This is a genomic window from Tardiphaga sp. vice154 (assembly GCF_007018645.1).
Taxonomy (GTDB): Bacteria; Pseudomonadota; Alphaproteobacteria; order Rhizobiales; family Xanthobacteraceae; genus Tardiphaga.
In genome coordinates, this window is sequence record NZ_CP041399.1 from 606,145 (window position 1) to 631,369 (window position 25,225).

Annotated in this window: 24 protein-coding genes; 16 read left to right on the plus strand and 8 right to left on the minus strand. The window is 65.0% G+C overall.

What is annotated here, in order from left to right; translation table 11 throughout:
- Positions 1-17 precede the first annotated feature (17 nt).
- The 3 genes from FIU28_RS02795 to ccoS are packed head-to-tail and all read left to right on the plus strand — an operon-like array spanning position 18 to position 2,896.
- Positions 18-515 carry a FixH family protein gene (locus FIU28_RS02795; RefSeq protein ID WP_143571573.1) on the plus strand — a complete coding sequence of 166 codons (498 nt, stop codon included), beginning with the start codon at positions 18-20 and terminating at the stop codon, positions 513-515.
- 9 nt (positions 516-524) lie between these two features.
- Positions 525-2,717 (plus strand): cation-translocating P-type ATPase, encoded by a 2,193-nt coding sequence (locus FIU28_RS02800; protein ID WP_143571574.1) that lies wholly within the window; start codon positions 525-527, stop codon positions 2,715-2,717.
- Positions 2,717-2,896, plus strand: a complete 180-nt coding sequence (gene ccoS, locus FIU28_RS02805; protein WP_143571575.1) for a cbb3-type cytochrome oxidase assembly protein CcoS — start codon at positions 2,717-2,719, stop codon at positions 2,894-2,896. Before FIU28_RS02800 ends, ccoS begins: the two co-directional genes overlap by 1 nt.
- On the opposite strand, the gene FIU28_RS02810 is transcribed toward ccoS, so the two are convergent.
- A complete protein-coding gene (locus FIU28_RS02810; RefSeq protein WP_143571576.1) occupies positions 2,897-4,477 on the minus strand; it encodes a Na+/H+ antiporter in 1,581 nt (526 codons plus the stop codon).
- Positions 4,478-4,845: 368 nt separating this feature from the next.
- Positions 4,846-5,913: a glycosyltransferase family 4 protein gene (locus FIU28_RS02815; RefSeq protein ID WP_143571577.1), complete on the minus strand. Its 1,068-nt coding sequence runs from the start codon at positions 5,911-5,913 to the stop codon at positions 4,846-4,848.
- 295 nt (positions 5,914-6,208) lie between these two features.
- On the opposite strand from FIU28_RS02815, the gene FIU28_RS02820 reads away from it, so the two are divergent.
- The 4 genes from FIU28_RS02820 to FIU28_RS02835 all read left to right on the plus strand — a co-directional run bounded on the left by FIU28_RS02820 (position 6,209) and on the right by FIU28_RS02835 (position 12,307).
- Positions 6,209-7,975, plus strand: a complete 1,767-nt coding sequence (locus FIU28_RS02820) for an ABC transporter ATP-binding protein (protein ID WP_143571578.1) — start codon at positions 6,209-6,211, stop codon at positions 7,973-7,975.
- Positions 7,976-8,047: 72 nt separating this feature from the next.
- The gene (locus tag FIU28_RS02825; protein ID WP_143571579.1) at positions 8,048-10,249 is read left to right on the plus strand and encodes an amylo-alpha-1,6-glucosidase; all 2,202 of its coding nucleotides are present in this window, start codon (positions 8,048-8,050) and stop codon (positions 10,247-10,249) included.
- 198 nt (positions 10,250-10,447) lie between these two features.
- Positions 10,448-10,987 (plus strand): PRC-barrel domain-containing protein, encoded by a 540-nt coding sequence (locus FIU28_RS02830; RefSeq protein ID WP_143571580.1) that lies wholly within the window; start codon positions 10,448-10,450, stop codon positions 10,985-10,987.
- Positions 10,988-11,068: 81 nt separating this feature from the next.
- The gene (locus FIU28_RS02835) at positions 11,069-12,307 is read left to right on the plus strand and encodes an MFS transporter (RefSeq protein ID WP_246660961.1); all 1,239 of its coding nucleotides are present in this window, start codon (positions 11,069-11,071) and stop codon (positions 12,305-12,307) included.
- Between the two features lie 55 nt (positions 12,308-12,362).
- Here the strand turns inward: FIU28_RS02835 and FIU28_RS02840 are convergent, their stop codons facing one another.
- The 3 genes from FIU28_RS02840 to FIU28_RS02850 all read right to left on the minus strand — a co-directional run bounded on the left by FIU28_RS02840 (position 12,363) and on the right by FIU28_RS02850 (position 15,137).
- Positions 12,363-13,541: a pyridoxal-phosphate-dependent aminotransferase family protein gene (locus FIU28_RS02840; protein ID WP_143571582.1), complete on the minus strand. Its 1,179-nt coding sequence runs from the start codon at positions 13,539-13,541 to the stop codon at positions 12,363-12,365.
- Between the two features lie 64 nt (positions 13,542-13,605).
- Positions 13,606-14,433 carry an LssY C-terminal domain-containing protein gene (locus FIU28_RS02845; protein WP_143571583.1) on the minus strand — a complete coding sequence of 276 codons (828 nt, stop codon included), beginning with the start codon at positions 14,431-14,433 and terminating at the stop codon, positions 13,606-13,608.
- The gene (locus tag FIU28_RS02850) at positions 14,412-15,137 is read right to left on the minus strand and encodes a thermonuclease family protein (protein WP_143571584.1); all 726 of its coding nucleotides are present in this window, start codon (positions 15,135-15,137) and stop codon (positions 14,412-14,414) included. Before FIU28_RS02850 ends, FIU28_RS02845 begins: the two co-directional genes overlap by 22 nt.
- A 349-nt stretch (positions 15,138-15,486) precedes the next feature.
- Here FIU28_RS02850 and FIU28_RS02855 point away from each other — a divergent pair, with 349 nt between their 5' ends.
- On the plus strand, positions 15,487-16,353 hold the full coding sequence (locus FIU28_RS02855) for a caspase family protein (protein WP_143571585.1): 867 nt from the start codon (positions 15,487-15,489) through the stop codon (positions 16,351-16,353).
- A 147-nt stretch (positions 16,354-16,500) separates the two neighbouring features.
- On the opposite strand, the gene lepB is transcribed toward FIU28_RS02855, so the two are convergent.
- Positions 16,501-17,277: a signal peptidase I gene (gene lepB, locus FIU28_RS02860; protein WP_246660843.1), complete on the minus strand. Its 777-nt coding sequence runs from the start codon at positions 17,275-17,277 to the stop codon at positions 16,501-16,503.
- Positions 17,277-18,701 carry a metalloprotease TldD gene (gene tldD / locus FIU28_RS02865; protein ID WP_143571586.1) on the minus strand — a complete coding sequence of 475 codons (1,425 nt, stop codon included), beginning with the start codon at positions 18,699-18,701 and terminating at the stop codon, positions 17,277-17,279. The genes lepB and tldD overlap by 1 nt, the downstream gene beginning before the upstream one ends.
- A 254-nt stretch (positions 18,702-18,955) precedes the next feature.
- Between tldD and FIU28_RS02870 the strand changes: the two genes are divergently transcribed.
- Together FIU28_RS02870 and FIU28_RS02875 are read left to right on the plus strand one after the other, a co-directional pair.
- On the plus strand, positions 18,956-19,219 hold the full coding sequence (locus FIU28_RS02870) for a hypothetical protein (RefSeq protein WP_143571587.1): 264 nt from the start codon (positions 18,956-18,958) through the stop codon (positions 19,217-19,219).
- Between the two features lie 25 nt (positions 19,220-19,244).
- Positions 19,245-19,739, plus strand: coding sequence for a GNAT family N-acetyltransferase (locus FIU28_RS02875; protein ID WP_143571588.1), 495 nt, complete (start codon positions 19,245-19,247; stop codon positions 19,737-19,739).
- Between the two features lie 16 nt (positions 19,740-19,755).
- Here FIU28_RS02875 and FIU28_RS02880 read toward each other — a convergent pair whose 3' ends face one another.
- A complete protein-coding gene (locus FIU28_RS02880) occupies positions 19,756-20,316 on the minus strand; it encodes an invasion associated locus B family protein (protein ID WP_246660844.1) in 561 nt (186 codons plus the stop codon).
- Between the two features lie 109 nt (positions 20,317-20,425).
- Between FIU28_RS02880 and FIU28_RS02885 the strand changes: the two genes are divergently transcribed.
- The 6 genes from FIU28_RS02885 (at position 20,426) to FIU28_RS02910 (ending at position 25,166) form a co-directional block, all read left to right on the plus strand.
- On the plus strand, positions 20,426-20,677 hold the full coding sequence (locus tag FIU28_RS02885) for a hypothetical protein (protein ID WP_143571589.1): 252 nt from the start codon (positions 20,426-20,428) through the stop codon (positions 20,675-20,677).
- 95 nt (positions 20,678-20,772) lie between these two features.
- Positions 20,773-21,615, plus strand: coding sequence for a cytochrome c oxidase subunit II (gene coxB, locus FIU28_RS02890; protein WP_143571590.1), 843 nt, complete (start codon positions 20,773-20,775; stop codon positions 21,613-21,615).
- Positions 21,616-21,704: 89 nt separating this feature from the next.
- Positions 21,705-23,330 (plus strand): cytochrome c oxidase subunit I, encoded by a 1,626-nt coding sequence (ctaD, locus tag FIU28_RS02895; RefSeq protein ID WP_143571591.1) that lies wholly within the window; start codon positions 21,705-21,707, stop codon positions 23,328-23,330.
- Positions 23,331-23,424: 94 nt separating this feature from the next.
- On the plus strand, positions 23,425-24,366 hold the full coding sequence (locus FIU28_RS02900; protein WP_143576004.1) for a heme o synthase: 942 nt from the start codon (positions 23,425-23,427) through the stop codon (positions 24,364-24,366).
- Between the two features lie 4 nt (positions 24,367-24,370).
- Positions 24,371-24,538, plus strand: coding sequence for a CoxF protein (locus tag FIU28_RS02905; protein ID WP_143571592.1), 168 nt, complete (start codon positions 24,371-24,373; stop codon positions 24,536-24,538).
- Positions 24,539-24,542: 4 nt separating this feature from the next.
- Positions 24,543-25,166, plus strand: a complete 624-nt coding sequence (locus FIU28_RS02910; protein ID WP_143571593.1) for a cytochrome c oxidase assembly protein — start codon at positions 24,543-24,545, stop codon at positions 25,164-25,166.
- The last annotated feature ends 59 nt before the right edge of the window (positions 25,167-25,225 follow it).

The following is a 25,225-nucleotide window of genomic DNA, read 5'->3' on the forward strand; positions in this document are numbered from 1 at the left end:
GTTCCGAGGACCACCGCATGAGCACGACCACTACTGTCCGACCGTTGACCGGCCGCACCGTCCTGATCTGCCTGATCGCGTTTTTCGGCGTGATCATCGGCGTCAACCTCACCCTGGCGAAATTCGCGATCGATACGCTGCCGGGTACCGAGGTCGATAGCGCCTACAGTGCCAGCCTCGCTTACGAAAAAGAGATCGTTGCAGCGCACGAGCAGGCCTCGCGGGCTTGGAAGGTCAATGCCCATGTTGCGCGCGGCGCCGATGGCCGAGCCGAGGTCCGCGTCGAGGCCCGCGACCGCCATGGCGCGCCGATCCAGGGACTGAATTTCTCGAGCCGGCTGGAGCGCCCGGCGGATCGGCGTGCCGACCGCGCCGTCGAACTCGCCACCTCCGGCACTGCGGCGTATCGCGGCGAAGTGGCGGCGCTGGCGCCCGGATTGTGGGATCTGGTGCTGGAAGGCGACGTCGCCGGCAAGCGCCTGTTTTTGTCCAAGAACCGCATCGTGCTGAACTAGGGACGGCCCATGCAAGCCACGCGCGACTTCTCGCATTACATCCGGGACCTTGAGCCCGGCCTGTCGCATATCGACCTTGCGGTCGAGGGCGTCAGTTGCGCCGGCTGCATGGCGAAGATCGAGCGCGGCCTGTCGGCGATCCCCCATGTGACGCTGGCGCGCGTCAACCTCACCGACAAGCGCATCGCGCTGGAGTGGAAGCGCGGAGCGCTGGATCCCGGCCGCTTCATCGATCGCCTCGCCGAGTTGGGCTATAAGGCCTATCCGTTCGAGACGGTACGCGCCGAAGCGGTCGAGACCGAGCAGTCGAAATTCCTGATGCGCTGCCTCGGCGTCGCCGCCTTCGCCACCATGAATGTCATGATGCTGTCGGTACCGGTGTGGTCGGGCAGTGCCGGCGACATGATGCCGGAGCAGCGCGACTTCTTCCACTGGCTGTCGGCCATCGTCGCGTTGCCGGCGGCGGCGTATGCCGGACAACCCTTTTTCATCTCGGCCTGGCGCGCGCTGCGCGCCCGCACCACCAATATGGACGTGCCGATCTCGATCGGTGTCATCACCGCGCTGACGATGTCGGTGGTAGAGACCATCCACCACGCCGAGCACGCTTATTTCGATGCGGCGATCATGCTGCTGACCTTCCTCTTGTTCGGCCGCTACCTCGACCAGAACATGCGCCGCCGTACCCGCGCGGTGGCCGGCAATCTGGCGGCGCTGAAGGCCGAGACCGCGACCAAATTCATCTCCGACCAGGAGATCAGCGACGTGCCGGTGGCCGCACTCAGTGTCGGCGATATCGTGCTGCTGCGCCCCGGCGAGCGTTGCGCGGTCGATGGCACGGTGATCGAGGGTCATTCCGAGATCGACCAGAGCCTGATCACCGGCGAGACCTTGTATGCCCCGGCCGAGCGCGGCACTGCGGTCTATGCGGGCACCATGAACATTTCCGGTACGCTGCGGATCCGGGTCTCGGCGGCGACCGAAGGCACGCTGCTGGCCGAGATCACCCGGTTGCTCGACCACGCGCTGCAGGCGCGCTCGCGCTACGTGATGCTGGCGGACCGCGCCTCGCGCCTCTATGCGCCGGTGGTGCATGCGGCGGCGTTGCTGACGATGTTCGGCTGGGTGCTGGCGGGGGCGAGCTGGCATGATTCGATCGTCACGGCCGTCGCGGTGCTGATCATCACCTGCCCCTGTGCCCTCGGCCTCGCCATCCCGACCGTGCAGACCGTAGCGGCCGGCGCCATGTTCCGGGCCGGCGTGCTGCTCAATTCCGGCGACGCCATCGAGCGCACCGCGGCGGTCGATCACGTCGTGTTCGACAAGACCGGCACGCTGACGATGCCGGATCTCGACCTCACCAACGGCGCGCAGATCCCGCCGGAGATGCTGGAGCTCGCCGGCCGGCTGGCGCTGGCCAGCCATCATCCGGTGGCGGCCGCGGTCGCGCGCGCGTCCGGCGCCAGATTGCCGCTCACGGGCATCGTCGAACAGCCGGGCCAGGGCGTTCACGGCGTCGTCGATGGCGTCGAGGTCCGGCTCGGCCGGCCGTCGTTCTGCGACGCCGACGACATGGCCAATGCCATTCTCAGCAACGATCCGGAAATGTCCGCGGTAGCGTTCCGCCATGGCGACACCCGCTACGTCTTTGCGGTCCGCCAGCAGCTTCGCCCCGATGCGCAGGCGACGGTGGCGGCGCTGCACCGCCGCGGCATCAAAGTGGAAATCCTGTCGGGCGACCGCGAACCTGCAGTGGAAGCCGCGGCAGAAAGCCTCGGAATCGTGGAATGGCGCGCCGGCGTCACGCCGGCCGAAAAGATCGCGCGCATCAGCGAATTGAAGGCGCAGGGCGTCAAGGTGATGATGGTCGGCGACGGCCTCAACGACGCGCCGGCGCTGGCCGCGGCGCATGTCTCGATGTCGCCGATCTCGGCCGCGCATCTCAGCCAGGCCACCGCCGATCTCGTCTTTCTCGGCAAGCCGCTGGCGCCGGTAGTGGCCGCGATCGACTATTCGCGCAAGGCGCTTGGCATCATGCGGCAGAATTTGTGGCTGGCGGTGATCTACAACGCGCTGGCGGTGCCGATCGCGATCGCCGGACTGGTGACGCCGCTGATCGCCGCAATCGCGATGTCGGGGTCGTCGATCCTGGTGATGCTCAATGCGGTGCGCGCACGCCGCGTGGCAAAGGAGAGCGTCTGATGGAAGTACTGGTCATCCTCGTGCCGCTGGCGCTCGCGCTTGGCCTGGTTGGGCTCGGCGGCTTCTTGTGGTCGTTGAAATCAGGGCAATATGACGATCTCGACGGCGCCGCGTGGCGCGCTCTGGCGGATGATGAGCCGGCCACCCCGACCCCTGCGCATCCGGCGGATCGGCCGTAACTACACAAACCGCCGCACATTGACCTCTTCGAGGTCGAGCCCCCGCTCGATCTCGTGCAGCACTGAATCGTGGATTTCGCCGCTGCGGTGCATCCGCAGCAGTTCGGTGCGGCCGGCGGCGTTGGCCGCCAGCACCGCGTTGTAATGGTCGGTGCGATGCGGCGCCAGCGTTTCGCTCTCTTCTGAAAAGCGCTTCGCGGCGTTGACCCGATAATTGTACTGCTCGATCAGCCGTGGGTGGCGATGGGTGCCGTCCGGCTTCAGCGACTCTTTTTCGAGGGCAGCGAGTTGCGCCGCAGCGACGCGCGCGCGAGCCTGCGCTTCGGTCAGTTGCGGCCCATGCGCCAGCGTGAAGTCCTCCTTCACCAGCAGCCTCGCCAGTGGCGCCAGCGTGGTGCCTTGCAGCAGCACGGTGACCAGGATCACCGCGAAGGTGACGGCGAGAATAAAATCCCGACCGGGGAATCCTTCCGGCAGCGACAGCGCGATGGCCAGGCTGACCACGCCGCGCATGCCGGCCCACCCCATGATGAATGGCACCGCCAGCGGCGGATAGGGGTCGCGCGCGCGGAGCGACGGCAGCAGCAGCCGCGGCAGATAGGTCCCCAGATAGATCCAGACGAAACGCGCCAGGATCACCGTGCCGACAATCGCCGCCGTGGCGGGCAACAGACCAAGCAGCGCGTCTGTATTGCCCAGCCGGGACAGGATGCCGCGCAGCGACAGCCCGATCAGAATGAACACCAGCGACTCTAGCGCGAACACCACGACGCCCCACACCGCCAAAGCGCGGGTCCGCGTCGCGGCGTTGATCACTTCATGCTGCTTCCAGCCCAGAATGATGCCGCAGGCGACGGTCGAGAGCACGCCGGACACGCCGAGCTTTTCGGCCGCGATGTACGACATCCAGGCATTGAGGAAGGTCCAGACGATGATCAGGTCGCTGTCGCGGATGCGCTTCATGACGAAGATCGACACGACGGCGAAAGCGACGCCCATGGCAATGCCGCCGATGCCGAGCCAGGCAAAGGACAGCGACGCCTCACCGATCGAGAAGCTGCCGGTCAATGCGGCGGCCACGGCGAAGCGGAATAGCACAAGGCCGGAAGCGTCGTTGACCAGGCTCTCACCCTCCAGCAGCACGACCACCCGTCGCGGCAGCGGCACCGAGGACAGCACCGCCTTGGCGGCCACCGCATCCGGCGGCGAGACGATGGCACCGAGCGCGAAACACACCGCCCATGGCAGCGACGGCATCACCCAATGCGTGACGACGCCGACCACCAGCGTGGTGAAGAACACCGCGCCGACCGCAAGCTGCAGGATGATGCGGATATCGGCGCGAAAATCCCGCCATGAGGTAAACCACGCGCTCGACATCAACAGCGGCGGCAGGAACAGCACCAGCACCAGGTCGGGATCGATCTCGACATCCGGCGCGCCGGGAATCAGTGCGAAACAGACGCCGCCGAGGATCAGCGCCGCCGCCGGCGGCAGCTTCAGCCGACGCGCGACAATATCGAGCGCGACGATCACGGCCATCAAGAGCAGGATCAGTTCGAAGCGGGCAACAGGGGACATGCGAGCCTTTTGAGAAGATGCGGCGGGACGAAATGCGCCCGCGATCGTCATTTTTCGCAAATGTTCGGCTGGCTGTACAGGTTCGGCCCGGCGGCTTTCGTTGTACGCAGCTTGCCTGAATTGCCGACACCTCGGCTCCATCGTCCCCTCCCTCCTCGTGGGGGAGGGTGGCCGCGCGAAAGCGCGGACGGGAGCGGGGGGCGCCACAAGCGACGTCGATTGCGGCTCCCCTCTACCTGACCCTCCCCCGCAAGGGGAGGGGACACTGCTGACGGTGTTTGTGACTTGAAGGACGATGCTGGGAATACAACACAACAAAAAGGGCGACCCTCCGGCCGCCCCTTGTGTGCTGCTATCAATCGCCCGCGTTATTCCGCGCTCTGCACCAGCCTGATCTTCGGCACGCCGGTATCCGTCAGGTCGCGGTAGCAGGCCATGTAGTCCAGCGCCATTCGTCGCGCGGTGAAGCGCGTTTCGAACTGCTTGCGTATCGCCGTGCGGTCCACGCCCTGCAGACGCCCAACCGCCGCCACTGCGCTGGTCTCGTCCTCGACGATGAAACCGGTCAGCCCCTGGTCGATGATCTCCGGCACCGAGCCGCGGTTATATGCGATCACCGGCGTGCCGCAGGCCATCGATTCGATCATCACCAAGCCGAACGGCTCCGGCCAGTCGATCGGCAGCAGCAGGCCGATCGCACCTGACAGGAACTGCGGCTTCTCGTGGTCGCCGATCTCGCCGATGTATTCGATCAGCGGATGATCCATCAGCGGACGCACCACGGCCTCATAGTACTCCTGGTCGGCGCGGTCGATCTTGGCGGCGATCTTCAAGGGAATGCCGGCGCGGATCGCGATCTTGATGGCGCGGTCGACGCCCTTCTCGGGCGCGATGCGGCCAAGCACCGCCAGATAGCTCGGCACAATGTCCTGCGGCGTCAGCAGGTTTTCCGGAATGCCGTGATAGATCGTGCGCACGAAGTTCGCCTGCGGCACCGGACGGCGCTGCGCATTCGAGATCGACACCACCGGCGCCTTGTTGAAGGTGGTGAACACCGGTTGGTGTTCCGGCAGATCAAGCCGGCCGTGCAGCGTGGTGAGAAACGGCGTCGGCTGGCGCGCGAACAGTGAGAACGGATAGTAGTCGAGATGAAAGTGGAGGAAATCGAATTCCTCGTCGTCACACTTCTGGCGCACACGCTCCAGCATCTCCATGTGCAGCGCGTTGGGATCGCGAACCGATCCGTCGAGCCGCAGCGCTTTCGGCCAGCCGGCGTCGAGTTTTGCGGATGTCACTGAATCGCCGCTGGCAAAGAGGGTTACGTCATTTCCGAGAGCTACCAGCTCTTCAGTCAACCAGTGCACGACCCGTTCGGTGCCGCCATAGAGTTTCGGGGGAACGGCTTCGGTAAGCGGAGCAACCTGCGCGATGCGCATCTAAACTTCTCCTGTGATCGGGTTGATGATGAGAGCTCGTCTCCGGCACCGGCATTGCCTGATCGGGAACGTTCTCGCATATGCGAAGTTCCTGACTGACATGCGCACTTCGTCCACACTGTGGTCTTGCTGATGCCATTTCGTCCGTTCAACTTCCCGACACTGACGATGCTGCCAAATTGTTGCGCAGTGATGGCGAGAGCATGGAATTTTGCGAATGGCGTTGTTGACACCGGCGAGCGTACCCGCGTCGCCGCTAGATTCCGGTTCTCCTCCAACAGGTTCGAACAGCACGATGGATAGTCTTTCCGGCTACGCGCAGCGGCCGTTTGCTTTTGTGATGCGCTACATCCAGCGACGCTCTGCATCGCATCTCATCATCCTGCTTTCGGTGCTTGCAGCCGTCGCCTGTTCGGTGGGAACTCAATACGGAATCAAATTTCTGGTCGACGGGCTGTCGGCGGGGCCGAATTCGTCCGGCAACGGCGTCTGGCTTGCCTTTATTTTACTGGTGACGCTGATTTCCGCGGATATGTTCTTGTGGCGGGTGGCGAGTTGGACGGCGAGCTTCACCTTTGTCGGCGTGACCGGCGATCTTCGCCGCGATATTTTTCGCCACCTCACCGGGCATGCGCCGAGCTATTTCACCGAAAAACTGCCGGGCATGCTGACCAGCCGCATTACCGCCACATCGAACGCGGTGTTCACCGTTGAAAACATGTTCGTGTGGAATGTGATGCCGCCATGCGTCGCCACAATTGCGGCGATTGCGCTGATCGGCACGGTCAGCCTGCCGATGGCGCTGGGCCTTGCGGTGGTCGCTGGCGGCGTCGTGGTGATGATGTTCAAGATGGCCGCGGGCGGCAAGGCGTTGCATGACGACTTCGCCGACAAGGCCGCTGCGGTCGACGGCGAGATGGTCGATGTCATCAACAACATGCCGCTGGTCCGCGCCTTCTGCGGGCTGGGTTTCGAGCACGCCCGCTTCGACGCCACCGTCGACAAGGAACTGAACGCCCGCGGCCGCAGCCTGCGCTATCTGGAAAAGCTGCGCCTGACCCACGCAGCGATTACCGTGGTGTTGACCATCGGCCTGCTCGGCTGGGCGATCCTGTTGTGGCAGCGTGGCGGCGCCTCGACCGGCGACGTCGTTCTCATCTGCACGCTGGGTCTCTCGATCCTGCACGCGACACGCGATCTCGCGGTCGCTCTGGTCGACGTCACCCAACATGTCGCACGTCTCTCCGAAGCGCTCGCCACCTTATTGGTGCCGCATGAACTGAGCGACCATCCGGAAGCTGAGAACCTGGTCAAATCCGGCGCGGCGATCGCCTTCAACGACATCTTTTTTACCTATCCAGGCGGCCTGCCGGTGTTCGACAAGTTCACCCTGCGCCTGCACGCCGGCCAGCGCGTCGGTCTGGTCGGTCAGTCCGGTGGCGGCAAGTCGAGCCTGTTCGTGCTGTTGCAGCGCTTCTACGACGTACAGAGCGGCAGCATCACCATCGACGGACAGGACATTTCGCGGGTAACTCAGCACAGCCTGCGCCAGGCGATCTCCGTGGTTCCCCAGGATATCTCGCTGTTCCATCGCTCGATCATGGAAAACATTCGCTACGGCCGCCCCGGCGCCACCGACGAGGAAGTGATGCGCGCCGCGATTGCCGCGCGATGCGACTTCGTCGAGACGCTGCCCGAGGGGCTGCACACCCAGGTCGGCGACCGCGGCGTCAAACTGTCGGGGGGCCAGCGGCAACGCATCGCGATCGCCCGCGCGTTCCTCAAGGACGCGCCGATCCTGTTACTGGACGAGGCGACCGCCGCGCTCGACAGCGAATCCGAGGAAGCGATCCGCGAGGCGCTGCAGCGCCTGATGCGCGGCCGCACCGTGATTGCGATCGCACATCGTCTGGCTACGCTGCGCAATTTTGACCGCGTCGTCATGCTGCAGGGCGGCAAGATCATCGAGGACGGCAAACCGGGCAGCCTGATGCAAGGCAGCGGGCCGTATCGCGAACTCGTGACTCAGGAAATGAACCGGCTCGCGCAACACGCGGCCTGACCGTTTTAGCATTCTGCGCTGAGTCGCCCTGCGGAGAATCCTCCGCGCACCAACAACCGGTCGAGGTCCCTCATGCCCATCGAAGCCGCTGCCAAGATCGCCCCGCTCCACACTGCCGGTCAGATCGTTGAGTCGCCTTTCTACATTCCGATGACTGGGCCGGCGTCGCGGCCGCGTCGCGCGCTGAAGCATGATGACACCTTCGTCGTGCTGGACAGCCACGGCGATATCGGCGCTTCCGCCGGCGGCCCCGACGGGCTGTTCAACGCCGACACCCGCTATCTGGCGCGGCTCGAACTGGCGCTCGACGACGTGCAGCCGCTGTTGCTCGGCTCCAACCTGCGTGACGACAATTCATCGCTCACCGTCGACCTGACCAATCCCGATATCTATCGCAACGGCCAGCTGGTGCTGGCGAAGGACATGCTGCACATCGTGCGCACCTTCTTTCTGTGGCACGGCACCGCCTATCAGCGCATCGGGCTGCAGAACCACGGCGAAGCGGCCGCCAGCTTCGACCTCACGCTGTCGTTCGACAATGACTTTGCCGACCTATTCGAGGTTCGCGGCTCCAGGCGCACGCGGCGCGGCACAGCCACCAGCCGGGTGGTCGGCCCGACCGAGGTCGCGCTGGAATATACCGGGCTTGACGATGTCAGCCGCTCGACCGCGGTGCATTTCGACCCGAAGCCGACGCGGCTCGGCCCCAACACCGCGACCTATCATTTCGACCTCGAGCCGCAGCAGGTTACGTCGCTGTTCGTCGCCGCCTCGTGCAACGCACAGGTCGGCGTCAAGCCGGCGCCGTTCTTCCGTTCGCTGCTGGCGCATCGCCGCGAGATGCGCAACTTTTCCAAGGGCGCGCTGTCGATCGAGACCTCGAACAACATCTTTAACGAGGTGCTGTGCCAGGCGATGGCCGACCTCAACATGCTGATGACGGAGACGCCGCAGGGCCGGTATCCCTACGCCGGCATCCCCTGGTACTCGACGACGTTCGGTCGCGACGGCCTGATCACGGCAATGCAGATGCTGTGGGTCGATCCGCGGATTGCGCGCGGCGTGCTGAAGCGGCTAGCGGCCTTCCAGGCGAAGCGCGTAGATCCTTTGTCGGATGCCGAGCCCGGCAAGATACTGCACGAAATGCGCGGCGGCGAGATGGCTGCTTTGCGCGAAGTACCGTTCGCGCAATATTACGGCAGCGTCGATTCCACGCCGCTGTTCGTGCTGCTGGCCGGCCTCTATGTCGAGCGCACCGGCGATGACGAAACGCTGCGCGAGCTATGGCCGGCGATCGAGGCCGGACTGGCATGGATCGACGGTCCCGGCGATCCCGATGGCGACGGCTTTGTCGAATACCAGCGCGCCACCGACGAGGGCCTGCAGAACCAGGGCTGGAAGGATTCCTACGACGCCATCTTCCACGCCGACGGCAAGCTCGCCGAAGGCAGCGTCGCGCTCGTCGAGGTGCAGGGATATGTGTTCGCTGCCAAGCAGCTGGCAGCCAGGCTCGCGCTGCGCATGAACCTGCCGGACCGCGCCAGCGAACTGGAAACCCAGGCCGAGACGCTGCGGAAAAATTTCGAAGAGGCGTTCTGGTGCGAGGAACTCGGCACCTATGCGATCGCGCTCGACGGCGCAAAGATGCCGTGCGAGGTCCGCACCTCCAATGCCGGGCAGGTGCTGTTCACCGGCATCGCGCGGGAGGACCGCGCGCGGCTGGTCGCCGCCGACCTGATGCGCCCGCATTTCTTCACGGGCTGGGGCATCCGCACCGTGGCGCGCGGCGAGGCGCGCTACAATCCGATGTCGTATCATGACGGTTCGATCTGGCCGCACGACAACGCGCTGATCACGCTGGGCCTGGCGCGCTACGGCCTCAAGCATTCGGTGGAGGCGGTGTTCAAGGGCCTGTTTGATACCGCGACCTATATGGACCTGCGCCGGCTGCCGGAATTGTTCTGCGGCTTCCAGCGCGAGAAGCGTCGCGGGCCGACGCTGTATCCGGTCGCCTGCGCGCCGCAGGCCTGGGCGAGCGCCACGCCGTTCACGCTGCTCGAGGCAGCGCTGGGAATCGAGTTCGACGCCGCGCGTGGCGAAATCCGTTTCCGCAATCCGCGGCTGCCGGCGTTTCTCAACGAAGTCATTTTGCGAGACCTGCGGCTCGGCAACTCCACCGTCGATCTGCGGCTGCGCCGGCATAACGACGACGTCTCGCTGGAAGTGCTGCGCACCCGCGGCAGGATCCAGGTTTCGATCGTACTGACGCATTGATCGGTGACCGAAATGGTCGTGGGACAAAAGCTCTCTCGTGTCGTCCCTGCGAACGCAGGGACCCATACACGCTGTCGCCGTATCGACGCGCGAGGCGAATGATAGTGGCTGATCCGCTTTGACGGTGGCTATGGGTCCCCGCTTCCGCGGGGACGACAGGCGGAGAGTTCGGTGACGAACAAGAATGAAAGAGGCGGAATGAATTTAGTTCAAGTGAGACTTATCGCGGCAGTTAGCTGCGCGCTACTCTCGGTGAGCCCAAGCTGGGCCGCTGACGACCCGGCGCCCGCGGCGACGCCGGCCCCGGCTGCTCCCGCCGTCGAAGCACCAAAGCCGGCTGCAACGCCGCCGGTGGCGGTCACCAAGCCGCCGTCTGTCACGGTGATCGACGCCTTCGATGCGCGCGGCATTCTTGGCCGCGACGTACGCAGCCCCGCCAACGAGAACATGGGCCGCATCGCCGACGTGATCGTCGACCGCGCGGGCGTCGTGCGCGCGGCGGTGATCGATTTCGGCGGATTTCTCGGCGTCGGGAGCCGGAAGATCGTGGTCGACTGGGCGGCGCTGCATTTCTGGAACGTCGCCAACAAGAGCGAAAGCATTACGCTCGACCTGAGTCGTGAACAGGTCCGCGCCGCGCCGGAATACAAGGACGATGCGCCGATCGTGGCGCTCGGCGCTTCAGGTGCGCTGTATCCGCTGCGTTTCCCGCCGCCGCCCGCTGCGCAGGACAGATAGGTGGCGCCCGCGACCATCTATGCCCCAGATCGGCCACGCGCCGATGGCGACGAGGTGCGGCAGGTTGCCTGCGCGCCCGGCATCGCGCCGGAGCACGACGGCGGCGAGCCCGGCAAGCCGGAGCCGTCGCGGCAGAGCCTGCGCGGGCTCGACTGGTTCATCTTCTTTCTCGCCGACGTGCAGACCGGCTTCGGCCCGTTCATCGCGGTGTATCTGACGACGCAGAAATGGACCCAGGTCGAGATCGGCTTCGTATTGTCGATCGGCGGCATCGTCGGGCTGCTCGGCCAGATGCCAGGCGGCGCCATCGTCGATGCCGCGCGCTCGACCAGGCTGGTGGCCGGTGCCGCGGTGCTCACGATCTGTTTCTGTGCGCTCGGCTACGCCGCCTTTCCGGTATTTCCGATCGTCGTCACCGCCGCCACGCTGCATGCGATGGCGAGCTGCGTGCTGGGCCCGGCGATCGCCGCCGTCAGCCTCGGCCTCGTAGGTCCCTTGCGGATCGGCGAACGGCTCGGCCGCAACGCGCGCTTCGCATCCCTGGGCAACGGCGTCGCCGCCGCGGTGATGGGCACCTGCGGCTATTATCTCTCCAGCCGTTCGGTGTTTGTCGTCACTTTCCTGCTGGCGCTGCCGACATTGTATGCGCTGTCGCGAATCCGCGCCCGAGACATCGATGCGGCGCAGGCGCATGGCGCTGCCCTCAAGACGGCGGACTACAGTCCGGTGCGGTTTCGCGACCTGATCCGGCAGCGACCGCTGTTGATCTTCGCCGGTGCGGTGCTGCTGCTGCAACTCGCCAACGCCGCGATGCTGCCGCTGATGGCCGGCGTCGTCACCACGCGCTCGGCCGACTGGGCGCCGGTGCTGATCGCGTTCTGCATCGTGGTGCCTCAGGCGATCGTCGCCCTGACCTCGCCGACGGTCGGCCGCAAGGCGCAGCAATGGGGCCGTCGGCCGTTCCTGCTGCTCGGCTTTGCCGCGCTGACCATTCGCGGCGTGCTGTTCGCGACCGTGACCGATCCCTATTTGCTGGTGGCGGTGCAGTTGTTCGATGGCGTCACCGCCGCGGTGTTCAGCGTGATGATTCCTCTGATCGTCGCCGATCTCGCCTTCGGCAGCGGCCGATATTCGCTGGCGCTGGGCATCATCGGCACCGCCAGCGGTATCGGTGCCTCGGTATCGACCATTCTTGCCGGCTTCGTCGCAGACCGCTTCGGCGCACCGACGGCATTTCTGGGACTCGCCTGCGTCGCCGCGCTGGGGCTGGCGATGATCTGGAGCATCATGCCGGAAACGCGCAGAAGCGAAACGGCATAACTTCTCGTGTCATCCCCGCGTTCGCGGGGACGACAGCCGAGTGAACGGAGCGACGTTACGCCTTCACACTGTCGCCGAGATAGTTGATCGCGGCCGTCGTGCCACCGCGGCCGTGTGGAATGCCGAGCGCCTGCAACCCCATTTCGATCACGCCGAGCGTGCCCAAAATCATTGGCGCGTTGATGTGGCCCATATGGGCGATGCGGAACGCCTTGCCGGAGAGATCGCCGATGCCGACGCCGAGGATCACGCCGCATTTGTTCTTGCAATAGGCCAGCAGCGGCGCGGGGTCGGTCATCGTCACCGTCGTCACGGTGTTGGAGCGTTCCGCGGGGGCTGCGATGTTGAAGCCGAGCACGCCGTCCTGCGACCATACCGTTACCGCGCGGCGCACCGCTTCGGCCAGCAGGCTGTGCCGACGGAAAACGTTCGGCAGCGTCTCGTCGAGCAGCATGTCGATCGCCTGGCGCTGCGCGAACAACAGGTGGATCGGCGCCGTGCCGGAATATTTGTTGTAGTGCTCCGGCCCGCCGCGCGCGGTCCAGTCCCAGTACGGCGTGCGCAGCCCGGCGGTCTCATGCACCTTGCGGGCGCGGTCGGAGGCCGCCACGAAGCCAAGGCCGGGCGGCGCCATCAGGCCCTTCTGCGAGCCGGACATCGCGACGTCGATGCCCCATTTGTCCATCTCGAACGGCATGCAGGCGAGTGACGCCACCGCATCGACCATGAACAATGCCGGATGGCCGGCAGCCTTGATGGCGCGGCCGATCGCCTCGATGTCGTTCCAGGCGCCCGACGCCGTATCCACCTGCACCGCTAGCACCGCCTTGATCTCGTGCGTAGTGTCGGCGCGCAGCCGTGCCGCGACTTCGTCCGGGCGGATCGCGCGACGCCAGTCGCCCTTCAGGCCCTCGACATCGACGCCCATCGCGCGCGCAGCCTGGCCCCAGCCGATCGCGAAGCGGCCGCTCTCCAGCACCAGGATCTTGTCGCCGCGCGACAGCACATTGCTGAGCGTCGCCTCCCAGGCGCCGTGGCCGTTGGCGATGTAGATGTAGGATTGCGCCGTGGTGCCGAACAGGCGGCTCAGATCGCGCAGCAGGCTGTCGGTCAATTCCACCATGGTGTCGGAATAGATGTCGAGTGCCGGGCGATGCATCGCGCGCAGCACCTCGTCGGGCATCGTGGTGGGGCCGGGGATGGCGAGAAACTCACGCCCTGCGCGAACGACCATTATGAATTCCCTTGCTGGCAGCTAGTTGCCTTGTGACATGGGAGCCCGACGGAATCAAAGCTTGTCACTTCTTCAGAGCCGCCGCGATCGCCGCAAAGATCTGGTCCTTGATCTCGGTCGCCGGCGGCGAGGGGATGGTGACCGCGGGATCGTCGCGCTTCCGGCAGGCGACGACGAGGCGGAAAATCCACACTTCGCCGTCGGTAAAATAAAGGTCGCCGCCGCCATTGCGGCCGGCCACCGTCGGGCCGATGCCGGTGACCTGGTATTTCGCCTCGACCATCCCGGCAGCCCGGAGGTCATCGGACATCACGGCGCGCTCGGCGTCGATGTCGGGCGCGATGTGATGGGTGATGGCGCCGGTGTAGTCGCTGATGCCGACGCTGCGGTCGAAGGTGGCGTCGCCGAGCCAGACCGGGCGGTCTTCCTCGCCCTTGTCCAGCACCTTCCAGAACCGGGCATGGTGGCGATGGTCGGCGCTGTGGCCGACCGGCTTCTCGAACGCCAGATCCTCGCGGCGGCCGAGATAGACCAGCGGGCTGACCGGCGCATCGCGATACGGCCGGTCGAGCAGCACGCTGCCGGCGATCTCCAGCGAAGACCGCCACGTCACCGCGTCGGCGGGATACCAGCCGGCGGCCTGCATCGCACACAGCACCTCGGCGCGGTCGCCGATCAGCCCGACATTGATCGGGTCGCCGGCAATGCCCTGCGGCGTCATGGTCGTCATCGGCAGGCCGGCCAGCCGGGCCTGCCGGTCGTGATGCGTCCAGAAGGTCGGCAGCACGAGATAGGCGGTGACGCCGTAGATACCCAACAGCAGCAACGTCAGCCGCAAGCCGCGATGCACCCGCCCGCGGCGGGGCGGCTTTATCGCCGGGTCTCGCGACATCCGGCGGCTTCAGCCTCCTCCTTCGAGCAGAACCAGCGCGTGCCCTTGCTGACCTTCATGCTGATCTTGGCGTACCAGCGGCTTGCCGGCGTATGATAGATGCAGACGCCGGCGCGGTTGACGTTGCCTTTGATGGTGCAATTCGGCGATGGCGCCTTGGCGCCGGAGGCCGAGGCGAGCAGGATCGCCAGCGCGTTGTCCGGCGGCTTGGTGGCGCCGAGGATGGCGGTCTTCTTGTTGCGCACCCGCCAGTCCCACGGCGCGATAAAGGCGCCGGCCCAGATCCCCGCCCGGGCCTCGCGCGCGGCCTGTTCGTCGGCGCTATAGGCCTGTGAGTATTTCACGTAGGACAACGCCCAGCCGTTCTTCACCATCCATTGCGAGACGTCCACGCCATCGATTTCGCAATTGGCGACCGAGCGGCCGAAGCGGTCGGTGCGCTGTACGCGACAGGTCCAGGACTTGTCGCCGGCGAAGGTCGCCAGCGCCTCATGCGCCGCGGCGCCGCAGGTCCATCGCTCGCCCGACGGGCTGAGGCAAAGCTGGTCGTTGGATGGCGCGTCGATGCCGGCGAGCCGGATCCTTGTGGCGCCGAACGCGACCTGATCGCCGTCGCGGATCTTCGGCACGCCGGTCACATCGGCGGCCTGCACCAGCGCCGGCCAGCACAGCATCAGCAGGACGACACGGAAGTTTGGCAACATGAAGCGGGCCCCGTCGTCGCAGAAGGAATGGCTATAGGGACTGTGAGCGGTTTCAATTGAAGGCGCCAGCGCACCGCTTTCAACTTCCCGCGATGAGGAAACTTGCGCGACCGCGACAGCCGGACTGCTTTTGTTCCGAAAGTGGAACCGGGAGCAGGCCTGTACTGTGCCCGTAACACCGTCTTAAATTGTGGCCGTTACCGACTTGTCGCGACCGGGGTAACTCGTAACCTTTCGCTGCGGTGCCGCAAATTAATCGTAATGGTTGTCCAAAAGCCTCTCACCCTTCAAACCTTAATCGACGGCGGCGCGCCCCATGCGGGCGCGAGCGATGACCGGGAATGATGTCATGAACGTTCTGCAGATGCATGTGTCGCGCCGCTCGATGACCTTCGCCGCGGCCTTTTTCGGCCTGGTGTCGCTGGCGCTGGCCGCCCATGCCGCGCTGAACGCTCGCTCGCCCGAGGCCGCCAACGCCACGCTCGAACAGGCGGCGGTCGGCAAGCACGCCCGGCTCGCGCTGGTGATCGGCAATGGCCATTATCCGGACGCCGCCACGCCGCTCGCCCAACCGATCAACGATGCCCGCGCGCTGACCAGCGCGCTGCGTCGCGACGGCTTCGAGGTCGATGTCGTCGAGGACGCCACCAAAGACGATATGGTCCGCGCGGTCGATCGGTTGAAGGCGAAGATCACGTCGGACTCGGTGGTGATGCTGTATTTCGGCGGCTTTGGTATTCAGGCTGGCCGCCAGAGCTACCTGCTGCCGATCGACGCCGCGATCTGGCGGGAAGCCGATGTCCGCCGCGAAGGAACCAGCGTCGAGGGCGTGCTCGCTGCCATTCAGGAGCGCGGCGCAAAGGTCCGCCTTGCCGTGATCGACGCCTCGCGCCGCAACCCCTATGAGCGCCGTTTCCGCTTCTATTCGCACGGCCTGGCCCCGATCGCTGCGAACGGGAATGCGCTGGTCCTGTCATCGGCGACGCCCGGCAAGGTCGCCGACGATGCCGATGGCCCGACCAGCCTCCTGGTCACCGAACTCCTGAAGAATCTCGATACGCCTGACACGGCGAAGACCGGCGCCGAAGCCGTGTTCACCAGAACCCGTCTTGCGGTCACCCGCGCCTCGAACGGCGAGCAGGTCCCCGCGGTGTCGTCGTCGCTGGTCGAAGAACTCCCGCTCGGCACGGCTGCTGCAATTAAGGCTGGCAGCTAAGGAGGCGCCGTAGCTTCAGTCGTCATTGCGAGGAGCGAAGCGACGCGGCAATCTAGAGGCCTCATACACGAAAGAACTGGATTGCTTCGTCGCAAGGGCTCCTCGCAATGACGGCTGAGAGGCTTTCGCTTCTCGATCCAGCTGTTCTCAATTCACCTTGGTAAAAAACCGCGCCATGCGAAAACCCGACAGCCAGGTGCTGACCGGCTGGTTGCGGACCCCGAGGTCCCAGGATCCCACGATGGCATCGACGCGGCCGACCAGGTTGTCCATCGGCAGCAGCCCGACGCCGCCGGAGCGCACCGGGACACGGCTGTCGGCGGAGTTGTCGCGGTTGTCGCCCATCACGAACAGATGGTCGGGCGGCACCAAAACTTCCTCGGTATTGTCGAGCCGGCCATGGTCGTAGAGCTTGAAGATCGGATGCGACACGCCGTCGGGCAGCGTCTCGACATAGCGCCGCGCGGGCTCCGAGCCGCCATTGTCATCTTCCGCGGCGCCGATGCCGTCGGGCTTCACCTGCGTCGCCAGGCCGTTGATATACACCATGCCCGATTGCACCTGGATGCGGTCGCCCGGCAGGCCGATGACGCGCTTGACCCAGACCTGCGAGCGGTCGCCGGGCCAGCGAAACACCACGACGTCGCCGCGCTTCGGCGTCGATGCCAGCACGCGGCCGGTCTCGGGCAGCGAGACATGGATCGGCAGCGATGCCGTCGAGTAGCCGTAGGGGAACTTCGACGCCAAGAGCGCGTCGCCGATCAAGAGCGTCGGCTCCATCGATGCCGACGGCACGTAAAACGGCTCGGCCAGTGCGCCCTTGGCGAGAAACACCAGCATCACGATGGAAGCGAGCTGGGCCAGTTGCCCGGACCAGCGCTTGGCATTCGACGCAAAGGTCGACGGGGTGCTGGCGTCGGTCACTAACCGGTGCCTCCCACCGTGATCTTGTCCATGCGCAGCGTGGGCTGGCCGACGCCGACCGGCACGCCCTGGCCGTGCTTGCCGCAGGTCCCGATGCCGTCATCGAGCGCCAGATCGTTGCCGATCATGCTGATCCGGTGGAGGTCGGTCGGGCCGTTGCCGATCAGCATCGCGCCCTTCAGCGGCGCGCCGATCTTGCCGTTCTCGATCTTGTAGGCCTCGGTGCACTGGAACACGTATTTGCCGGAGGTGATGTCGACCTGGCCGCCGCCGAAGTTCACGGCATAGATGCCGTTCTTTACCGAAGCGAGAATCTCGGCGGGGTCACGCTGCCCGGCCAGCATGTAGGTGTTGGTCATGCGCGGCATCGGCACATGGGCATAGCCCTGCCGGCGGCCGTTGCCGGTCGGCTTCATGCCCATCAGCCGCGCGTTCTGGCGGTCCTGCATGTAGCCGACCAGGATGCCGTCCTCGATCAGCGTGGTGCGGTTGGTCGGCGTGCCCTCGTCGTCGATCGACAGCGAGCCGCGGCGCGACGAAATCGTGCCGTCATCGACCACGGTAACGCCCTTGGCCGCGACCTGCTGGCCCATCAGGCCGGCGAAGGCCGAGGTCTGCTTGCGGTTGAAGTCGCCTTCGAGGCCGTGGCCGACCGCCTCATGCAGCATCACGCCGGGCCAGCCCGGCCCGAGCACCACGTCCATCTCGCCGGCGGGGGCGGGGATCGATTCGAGGTTCACCAGCGCCTCGCGAATTGCGCCGTCGGCAGCCGTGCGCCAGGTGCCGCTCTCGATGAAGCGCGCATAGCCCTCGCGGCCGCCATAGCCCTTGCTGCCGCTTTCCTGGCGGTCGCCGGATCCGGCCACCACCGTAATGTTGACGCGGACCAATGGTCGGATGTCGCGGTAGCTTTCGCCGTCCGGGCGCAGGATCTCGACCACCTGCCAGGTGGCGCCGAGCGACACCGAGACCTGGCGGACGCGCGGATCCTTGTCGCGGACATAGGCGTCGATCTCGGCCAGCAGCTTGACCTTGGCCTCGAAGCCCGGGGCATCGAGCGGGTTGTCGTCGCCATAGAGCCGCACATTGGTGTGCGCCGGCGCCGCCGCAAATGTGCCGCTGTAGCCGCCGCGCACGGCGTGCACGGCATCCGCGGCGCGGATCAGCGCCGGGATCGAGACGTCCGAGGAATGCGCATAGCCAACCGCATCGTCCTTGACCGCGCGCAGGCCGAAACCCTGGGCGGTATCATAGGTCGCCTGCTTGAGCCGGCCATTGTCGAAGCCCAGCGCCTCGCTCTGGCTGTATTCCAGGAACAGCTCGCCGTCGTCGGCGCCCTCGAGGCCCCGGATCAACTGCTGGCGCACCTGGTCGCGGTCGAGATTGGCGCGGTCGATCAGGGAAGTGGTGGCGGGACTGGTCATGGAAGCTCCGGGGCAATGGCGCGGTGACACTGAAGATAGGCATTGCGGCGGAAGAAGGGGAGGGGACCGCGTTGCGTTCGGCTGAAATCGCCGAAAGCTCATGCCCGGCTCCCTGAAAGATTGTGAAAAATAACTTATCAACCTCAAGGGAGTGTGGCTAAATTGGGCATGGCCGATGAATCCGATCAGATCCTTGCTCCCAAACCCCCTGGCCCGCCTTGCAGGCGCATGGCGGAGCAGGCACATTCGACGGCATGATCGAAGCTCGGGTCGCCAGTCTCGAAGCCGACGTAAAGAACATTCGTGAAAACGTCGGTGACATGAAGATCGCCCTCAGGGAGGCGGGAAAAGACCTGACCGATTTAAAGGTCAGTCAGGCCACCTTGACGGAGCGCATCAGCCACCTTCCTACCAAGAGTTATATCGGCTGCTGGATTTCAGGCGGGTTGACAGTTGCCGTTGCGGCTTTGACCGTGCTGTCGCGCCTCGGATGGCTCGTTGCGGCTACGCCAAAATAGAATTGCATCCGATGCAGCAAACTTCATGACTGTTCAGGTTCTGCCGATCACTGCATCCCACATTTCCGGTTTCGCCCGGGCATTGGACAGCGTTGCCCGTGAAAAGCGTTACCTGTCGTTTCTGGAGGGCCCGACGTCCGAAGCCGTGCGCGCATTCGTGCTCGACAATATCGAGCATGGCCATCCTCAATTCGTTGCCGTGGCAGGGGACGAGCACGTCGTTGGCTGGTGCGACGCAAGGCCGAACAGCAAGCCGATCTATGCCCACAGCGCAATTCTCGGCATGGGACTCTTGCCAGCGTTTCGAGGGCAGGGCATCGGAACCCGACTTATCCGGTCAACATTAGACGCCGCCCGCGCCAAAGGGCTTCACCGAATCGAACTGACTGTCCGCGAAGCCAATGCCGGTGCTATCTCCCTCTACCGGAAGTTCGGCTTTTTGACTGAGGGCATGCACATGGATGCGGTATGTGTCGATGGCAGCCACGAGAACGTCCTGTTCATGGCGTTGCTGCTCTAGCTGTCGGGACCAGCCCCTATGGCAGCTTGTCGTAGCCTTCGCCGATGCCGTTGAGGCTTAGCGGGAAGCCGATGCCTTCTTCGGGGGTTTCGAAGATGATGAAGGTCGCGGTCTTGGCGGTACGCAGCTGCCCGAGCAGCTTGTCGTCCATCACCACCTCGGCGACGCAGCCGTTCGGCAGGCAGCGCACGAAGCCGGCGCGGCCGACGTCCTGATTGTCGAGCTTGAGCCCGAGGCCGGAGGGCAGCAGCACGCCGAGCGGAGCGACCACGCGCATCAGCTTGCTCTTCTGGTCGGCGGTCTTCAGCACGATCACGGTGAGGCCGGCATTGGAGCGGTCTTCGGCGACCACGCTCTGGATCAACGCGCATTGCTCGGCCTGGGCGCCGGGCGGCGTGTCGCAGCGGATCTGCCAGTCGCCATGCACCGAGCGCACCGCGCCCTGGGCGTGGGCGGTGCCCGCCGGAACTGCCAGCGCGAGCAGGGCGGCGACGGCCAGCGCCAGCCGGCGCGGCGCCGCGCCGATGCGGTCATTGCGGTCCGCGACCGGTCCGTGCTGCAATCTCAAATGGCCCATCTGGGTCGATCCCTTGGCAGGTGGCTCGGCAGTCGACTAGGCTGCAGGTGAATTGACGCTAGATCCGGCAAATGTCCGTCGCGACGACTGATACGGCAATGACGGCGCCTTGAAGGCATCTTCGCCGGGCGGCGAGCGCCCGAAGCGCCGAATCAACCTCGCAGGGCGCGCCTGCCCTGTGCGTACATCGGGCGTTGCTTCTGTCAAGCCGGCCCGGCGGCAGGGGGCGCATTTCGCTCGATTTGAAGCGCGAATTACCGTCGTGGCGCAACCTCGTCGATTGCATTCCATCATCGACCATTACTGCATTGCGACGGATCAAGAATTATGGTTTGAGAAGCTGGATTTCGACGCATTCTAGCCACGCGGCACTCGCCGTTTGTCAGGATGCGGACGGATCGGCAGATCACGGCAACAGGCCGGAATGCCAGACGATTACATGGGAGCGCGCGCGGCATGAAGATGTCGAAGGGCCAGATTGGCCGCCGGTTGCTGGGTTTCGCGATGTTGGGAGCCGGGCTCGCTGCTGCCGGAACGGCGTCAGCGCAAGAGTCCGCCAAAATCATGGGGCAGCCCGCGCCCTGGGAATACAAGCTGCAGGAAGCCGCCACGCCGGTGATGGAGAACATCACCTGGTTCCATAATTTCCTACTCTGGCTGATCATCGGCATCACGCTGTTCGTGCTGGTGCTGCTGGTCCTTGTGGTGGTCAAGTTCAACGCCAAGGCCAACCCGGTCCCCTCCAAGACCACCCACAACACCATGATCGAGGTCGCATGGACCCTGATCCCGGTGCTGATCCTGGTCGCCGTCGCGGTCCCGTCGTTCCGCCTGCTGTTCCTGCAGCTCGACATTCCCAAGGCCGACCTGACCGTCAAGGCCACCGGCAAGCAGTGGTACTGGAGCTACAGCTACCCGGATAATGGTCCGTTCGAGTTCGACTCGCTGTTGGCCGCCGACAAGATGCCGCGCCTGCTCGGCGTCGACAACGAGATGGTGGTGCCGGTCAACAAGGTGGTCCGCGTCCAGACCACCGGCGCCGACGTGATCCATTCTTTCGCGGTGCCGTCGTTTGGCATCAAGATCGACTCGGTGCCGGGCCGGCTCAACGAGACCTGGTTCAAGGCGACCAAGGTCGGCATGTATTACGGCCAGTGTTCGGAACTGTGCGGCAAGGACCACGCCTTCATGCCGATCGCCGTCCGGGTGGTCAGCGACCAGGAGTTCACCGCTTGGCTAGAGACGGCGAAGAAGAAGTTCGCCAGCGACAAGACGAATTCATACGCCGCGGCGCAGTAACCGCCGGCGACGGGACCGCGAGGTTGCGGGCTGACACGCCCGATACTGCGCAAAGAGACTGCCAAGAGACGACATAGCAGGATTTGAACATGGCGACGACCGCGGCAACACCGGCTCACGACGCTCACGCGCACGATGACCACGCGCATGCCCATCCAACCGGATGGCGGCGCTACGTCTATTCGACGAACCACAAGGACATCGGTACGATGTACCTGATCTTCGCGATCGCGGCCGGCGTGATCGGCGGCATCATGTCGATCCTGATCCGCATCGAGCTGATGTATCCCGGCGTCCAGATCTTCACCGAAAGCCACACCTACAACGTCTTCGTCACCTCGCACGGCCTGATCATGATCTTCTTCATGGTGATGCCGGCGATGATCGGCGGCTTCGGCAACTGGATGGTGCCGCTGATGATCGGCGCGCCGGACATGGCGTTCCCGCGCATGAACAACGTCTCGTTCTGGCTGCTGCCCGCCGCCTTCGCGCTGCTCATCATCTCCACCTTCGTCGAAGGCGCGCCCGGCAATAACGGCGTCGGTTCCGGCTGGACGATGTATGCGCCGCTCTCGACCTCGGGCCATCCCGGCCCTGCCGTCGACTTCGCGATCCTGGCGCTGCATCTGGCCGGTGCCTCGTCGATCCTCGGCGCCATCAACTTCATCACCACCATCTTCAACATGCGCGCGCCGGGCATGACCCTGCACAAGATGCCGCTGTTCGTGTGGTCGATCCTGGTCACCGTATTCCTGCTGCTGCTGTCGCTGCCGGTGCTGGCCGGCGCCATCACCATGCTGCTGACCGACCGCAATTTCGGCACCACCTTCTTCGCGGCCGAAGGCGGCGGCGATCCGGTGCTGTTCCAGCATCTATTCTGGTTCTTCGGCCACCCGGAAGTCTACATCCTCATCCTGCCGGGCTTCGGCATGATCTCGCAGATCATCTCGACCTTCTCGAAGAAGCCGGTGTTCGGCTATCTCGGCATGGCCTATGCGATGGTCGCGATCGGCGGCATCGGCTTCGTCGTCTGGGCGCACCACATGTACACTGTCGGCATGTCCTCGGCGACGCAGGCCTATTTCGTTGCCGCCACGATGGTGATCGCGGTACCGACCGGCGTGAAGATCTTCTCCTGGATCGCCACGATGTGGGGCGGCTCGATCGAGTTCAAGGCGCCGATGCTGTGGGCCGTGGGCTTCATCTTCCTGTTCACCGTCGGCGGCGTCACCGGCGTCGTGCTGGCCAATGCCGGCGTCGACCGCGTGCTGCAGGATACCTATTACGTCGTGGCGCACTTCCACTACGTGCTGTCGCTCGGCGCCGTGTTCGCAATCTTCGCGGGCTGGTATTACTGGTTCCCGAAGATGTTCGGCTACATGTATTCCGACTTCATCGGCAAGCTGCACTTCTGGGTCACCTTCGTCGGCGTCAACCTGACCTTTTTCCCGCAGCACTTCCTCGGCCTGTCGGGCATGCCGCGCCGCTACGTCGATTACCCCGACGCCTTCGCGGGCTGGAACCTGGTGTCGTCGGTCGGCTCCTACATCTCCGGCTTCGCCGTGCTGATCTTCCTCTACGGCGTGGTCGATGCATTCATCCGCAAGGAAAAGGCCGCCAACAGCCCGTGGGGCGTCGGCGCCACCACGCTGGAATGGACGCTGACCTCGCCGCCGCCGTTCCACCAGTTCGAAATATTGCCGCGCATCAAGTAAGCTCGACCGAGCGCGGCGCCCCTCGGCGCCGCGCTCGCCTGACGACTTCGCCCTTCACAAGGGGCGAAGTCGAATTTGAGAAATGAGAACGCTCTTGTCCGTCATCGACCACAACGCCATCGACCTTACGCTGCCGCGGATTTCCGAAGCCGGAGTTCGCGATTACCTCGCGCTGCTCAAGCCGCGGGTGATGTCGCTGGTCGTGTTCACCGCGATGGTCGGCTATTTTCTCGCACCCGGCGATCATAACGCGGTCCTCGCCTTCACCTCGATCCTGTGCATCGCGGTCGGCGGCGGCGCCTCCGGCGCGCTGAACATGTGGTACGAGGGCGACATCGACGCGCTGATGTCGCGCACCGCCAACCGCCCGATCCCGCGCGGCCGCATCACCCGCCCGGAGGCGCTGACCTTCGGCCTGGTGCTGGCGTTCTTCTCGGTGATGACGCTCGGCATTCTCGTAAACTGGCTGGCCGGCGCGCTGCTCGCCTTCACGATCTTCTTCTACGTCGTGATCTACACCATCGCGCTGAAGCGCTGGACCGCGCAGAACATCGTGATCGGCGGCGCCGCGGGCGCGCTGCCGCCGGTGGTCGCCTGGGCCGCGTCGTCCGGAACGCTCTCGATGGAGCCGATCCTGCTGTTCCTCATCATCTTCTTCTGGACCCCGCCGCATTTCTGGGCGCTGGCGCTGTTCCGCAACGACGACTATTCCCGCGCCGGCGTGCCGATGCTGCCGGTGGTCGCCGGTCCCGATGCGACGCGGCTGCAGATCCTGCTCTACACCATCGTGCTGGTCGCGGTCGCCGTGGCGCCGTGGCCGATGGGTTATTTCTCGGCGGTCTACGGCGTGGCGTCGCTGGTGCTCGGCGCCGGCATGATGCTGTGCGCGGTCAACGTCTACACCCGCCGCACCGGCAGCGCCGCCTTGCGCGCCACGCGAAAGATGTTCGCGTTCTCGATCCTGTACCTGTTCGCTCTGTTCGCCATCCTGCTTCTCGAGGTGGTCGTGAAGGCCATCCTGCCGCTGGTCTGGTAGCGCTATGGATAGCAACAAGCCCAAGCTGGACGGCATCGTCCTCACCGACACGCAGAAGAAGCGCCAGCGCGAGCGCTCGCTGGCGATCGCCTGGGCACTCGGCATTCTCGTCGTGCTGTTCTTCGCTGTAACCCTCGTCAAGGGGCCGGGCGTTCTCGTCCGGCCGATGTGATGACATGACCGTCAAGCCGCAGCTTGAAGTTCCCCAAAAGCGCCGCGGCCTTGGCCGGGACGCCAGGGTTGCGGCATTGTGCGGGCTGCTGGTCGCCTTCATGGTCGGCGCGTCCTACGCCGCCGTGCCGTTCTACAACTGGTTCTGCCGCGCCACCGGCTTCAACGGCACCACCATGGTGGCAAGCGCCGCGCCGGCTACCGGGCCGCTGGCGCGCACCATCGCGGTGCGGTTCGATTCCAACGTATCCGGCGGGTTGCCGTGGAAGTTCGTCCCGGAAAAGACCGAGATCACTGTCCGGATCGGCGAAGTCGTCACCGTGTTCTACCGCGTGACCAACCAGTCGGCGCGGACCACCTACGCCCAGGCGGCCTACAACGTCGCGCCGCTGACCGCCGGGTCGTACTTCCAGAAGATCAACTGCTTCTGCTTCACCGAGCAGACGCTGGAGCCCGGCGAGACCCGCGAGATGCCGGTGGTGTTCTACGTCGATCCTGCGCTGGCCGCAGATTCCGAAAACGACGGCCTGAATTCGATTACGCTGTCCTACACCTTCTATCCGGTGCGCGACCCCGCGCCGAGGCCGGTAGCCTCGAGCGAGACGGACAAGCGCAAGGGTAACCTATAAGCGCGATCTTTGAGCGTTCGAGATTCTGGGCTAAAAAGAAAACGCACCGGCGCAAACCG

What these genes read in the sequence shown, in the direction of transcription:
- FIU28_RS02870 (WP_143571587.1), top strand. Translation starts at nt 18,956, where the DNA reads ATGATCGAAGCTCGGGTCGCCAGTCTCGAAGCCGACGTAAAGAACATT.
- FIU28_RS02815 (WP_143571577.1), bottom strand. Translation starts at nt 5,913, where the DNA reads ATGCGCATCGCGCAGGTTGCTCCGCTTACCGAAGCCGTTCCCCCGAAA.
- FIU28_RS02850 (WP_143571584.1), bottom strand. Translation starts at nt 15,137, where the DNA reads ATGTTGCCAAACTTCCGTGTCGTCCTGCTGATGCTGTGCTGGCCGGCG.
- FIU28_RS02825 (WP_143571579.1), top strand. Translation starts at nt 8,048, where the DNA reads ATGCCCATCGAAGCCGCTGCCAAGATCGCCCCGCTCCACACTGCCGGT.
- FIU28_RS02800 (WP_143571574.1), top strand. Translation starts at nt 525, where the DNA reads ATGCAAGCCACGCGCGACTTCTCGCATTACATCCGGGACCTTGAGCCC.
- FIU28_RS02905 (WP_143571592.1), top strand. Translation starts at nt 24,371, where the DNA reads ATGGATAGCAACAAGCCCAAGCTGGACGGCATCGTCCTCACCGACACG.
- FIU28_RS02910 (WP_143571593.1), top strand. Translation starts at nt 24,543, where the DNA reads ATGACCGTCAAGCCGCAGCTTGAAGTTCCCCAAAAGCGCCGCGGCCTT.
- ccoS (WP_143571575.1), top strand. Translation starts at nt 2,717, where the DNA reads ATGGAAGTACTGGTCATCCTCGTGCCGCTGGCGCTCGCGCTTGGCCTG.
- tldD (WP_143571586.1), bottom strand. Translation starts at nt 18,701, where the DNA reads ATGACCAGTCCCGCCACCACTTCCCTGATCGACCGCGCCAATCTCGAC.
- FIU28_RS02795 (WP_143571573.1), top strand. Translation starts at nt 18, where the DNA reads ATGAGCACGACCACTACTGTCCGACCGTTGACCGGCCGCACCGTCCTG.
- FIU28_RS02810 (WP_143571576.1), bottom strand. Translation starts at nt 4,477, where the DNA reads ATGTCCCCTGTTGCCCGCTTCGAACTGATCCTGCTCTTGATGGCCGTG.
- FIU28_RS02840 (WP_143571582.1), bottom strand. Translation starts at nt 13,541, where the DNA reads ATGGTCGTTCGCGCAGGGCGTGAGTTTCTCGCCATCCCCGGCCCCACC.
- FIU28_RS02845 (WP_143571583.1), bottom strand. Translation starts at nt 14,433, where the DNA reads ATGTCGCGAGACCCGGCGATAAAGCCGCCCCGCCGCGGGCGGGTGCAT.
- FIU28_RS02830 (WP_143571580.1), top strand. Translation starts at nt 10,448, where the DNA reads ATGAATTTAGTTCAAGTGAGACTTATCGCGGCAGTTAGCTGCGCGCTA.
- ctaD (WP_143571591.1), top strand. Translation starts at nt 21,705, where the DNA reads ATGGCGACGACCGCGGCAACACCGGCTCACGACGCTCACGCGCACGAT.
- FIU28_RS02875 (WP_143571588.1), top strand. Translation starts at nt 19,245, where the DNA reads ATGACTGTTCAGGTTCTGCCGATCACTGCATCCCACATTTCCGGTTTC.
- FIU28_RS02880 (WP_246660844.1), bottom strand. Translation starts at nt 20,316, where the DNA reads ATGGGCCATTTGAGATTGCAGCACGGACCGGTCGCGGACCGCAATGAC.
- coxB (WP_143571590.1), top strand. Translation starts at nt 20,773, where the DNA reads ATGAAGATGTCGAAGGGCCAGATTGGCCGCCGGTTGCTGGGTTTCGCG.
- FIU28_RS02855 (WP_143571585.1), top strand. Translation starts at nt 15,487, where the DNA reads ATGAACGTTCTGCAGATGCATGTGTCGCGCCGCTCGATGACCTTCGCC.
- FIU28_RS02820 (WP_143571578.1), top strand. Translation starts at nt 6,209, where the DNA reads ATGGATAGTCTTTCCGGCTACGCGCAGCGGCCGTTTGCTTTTGTGATG.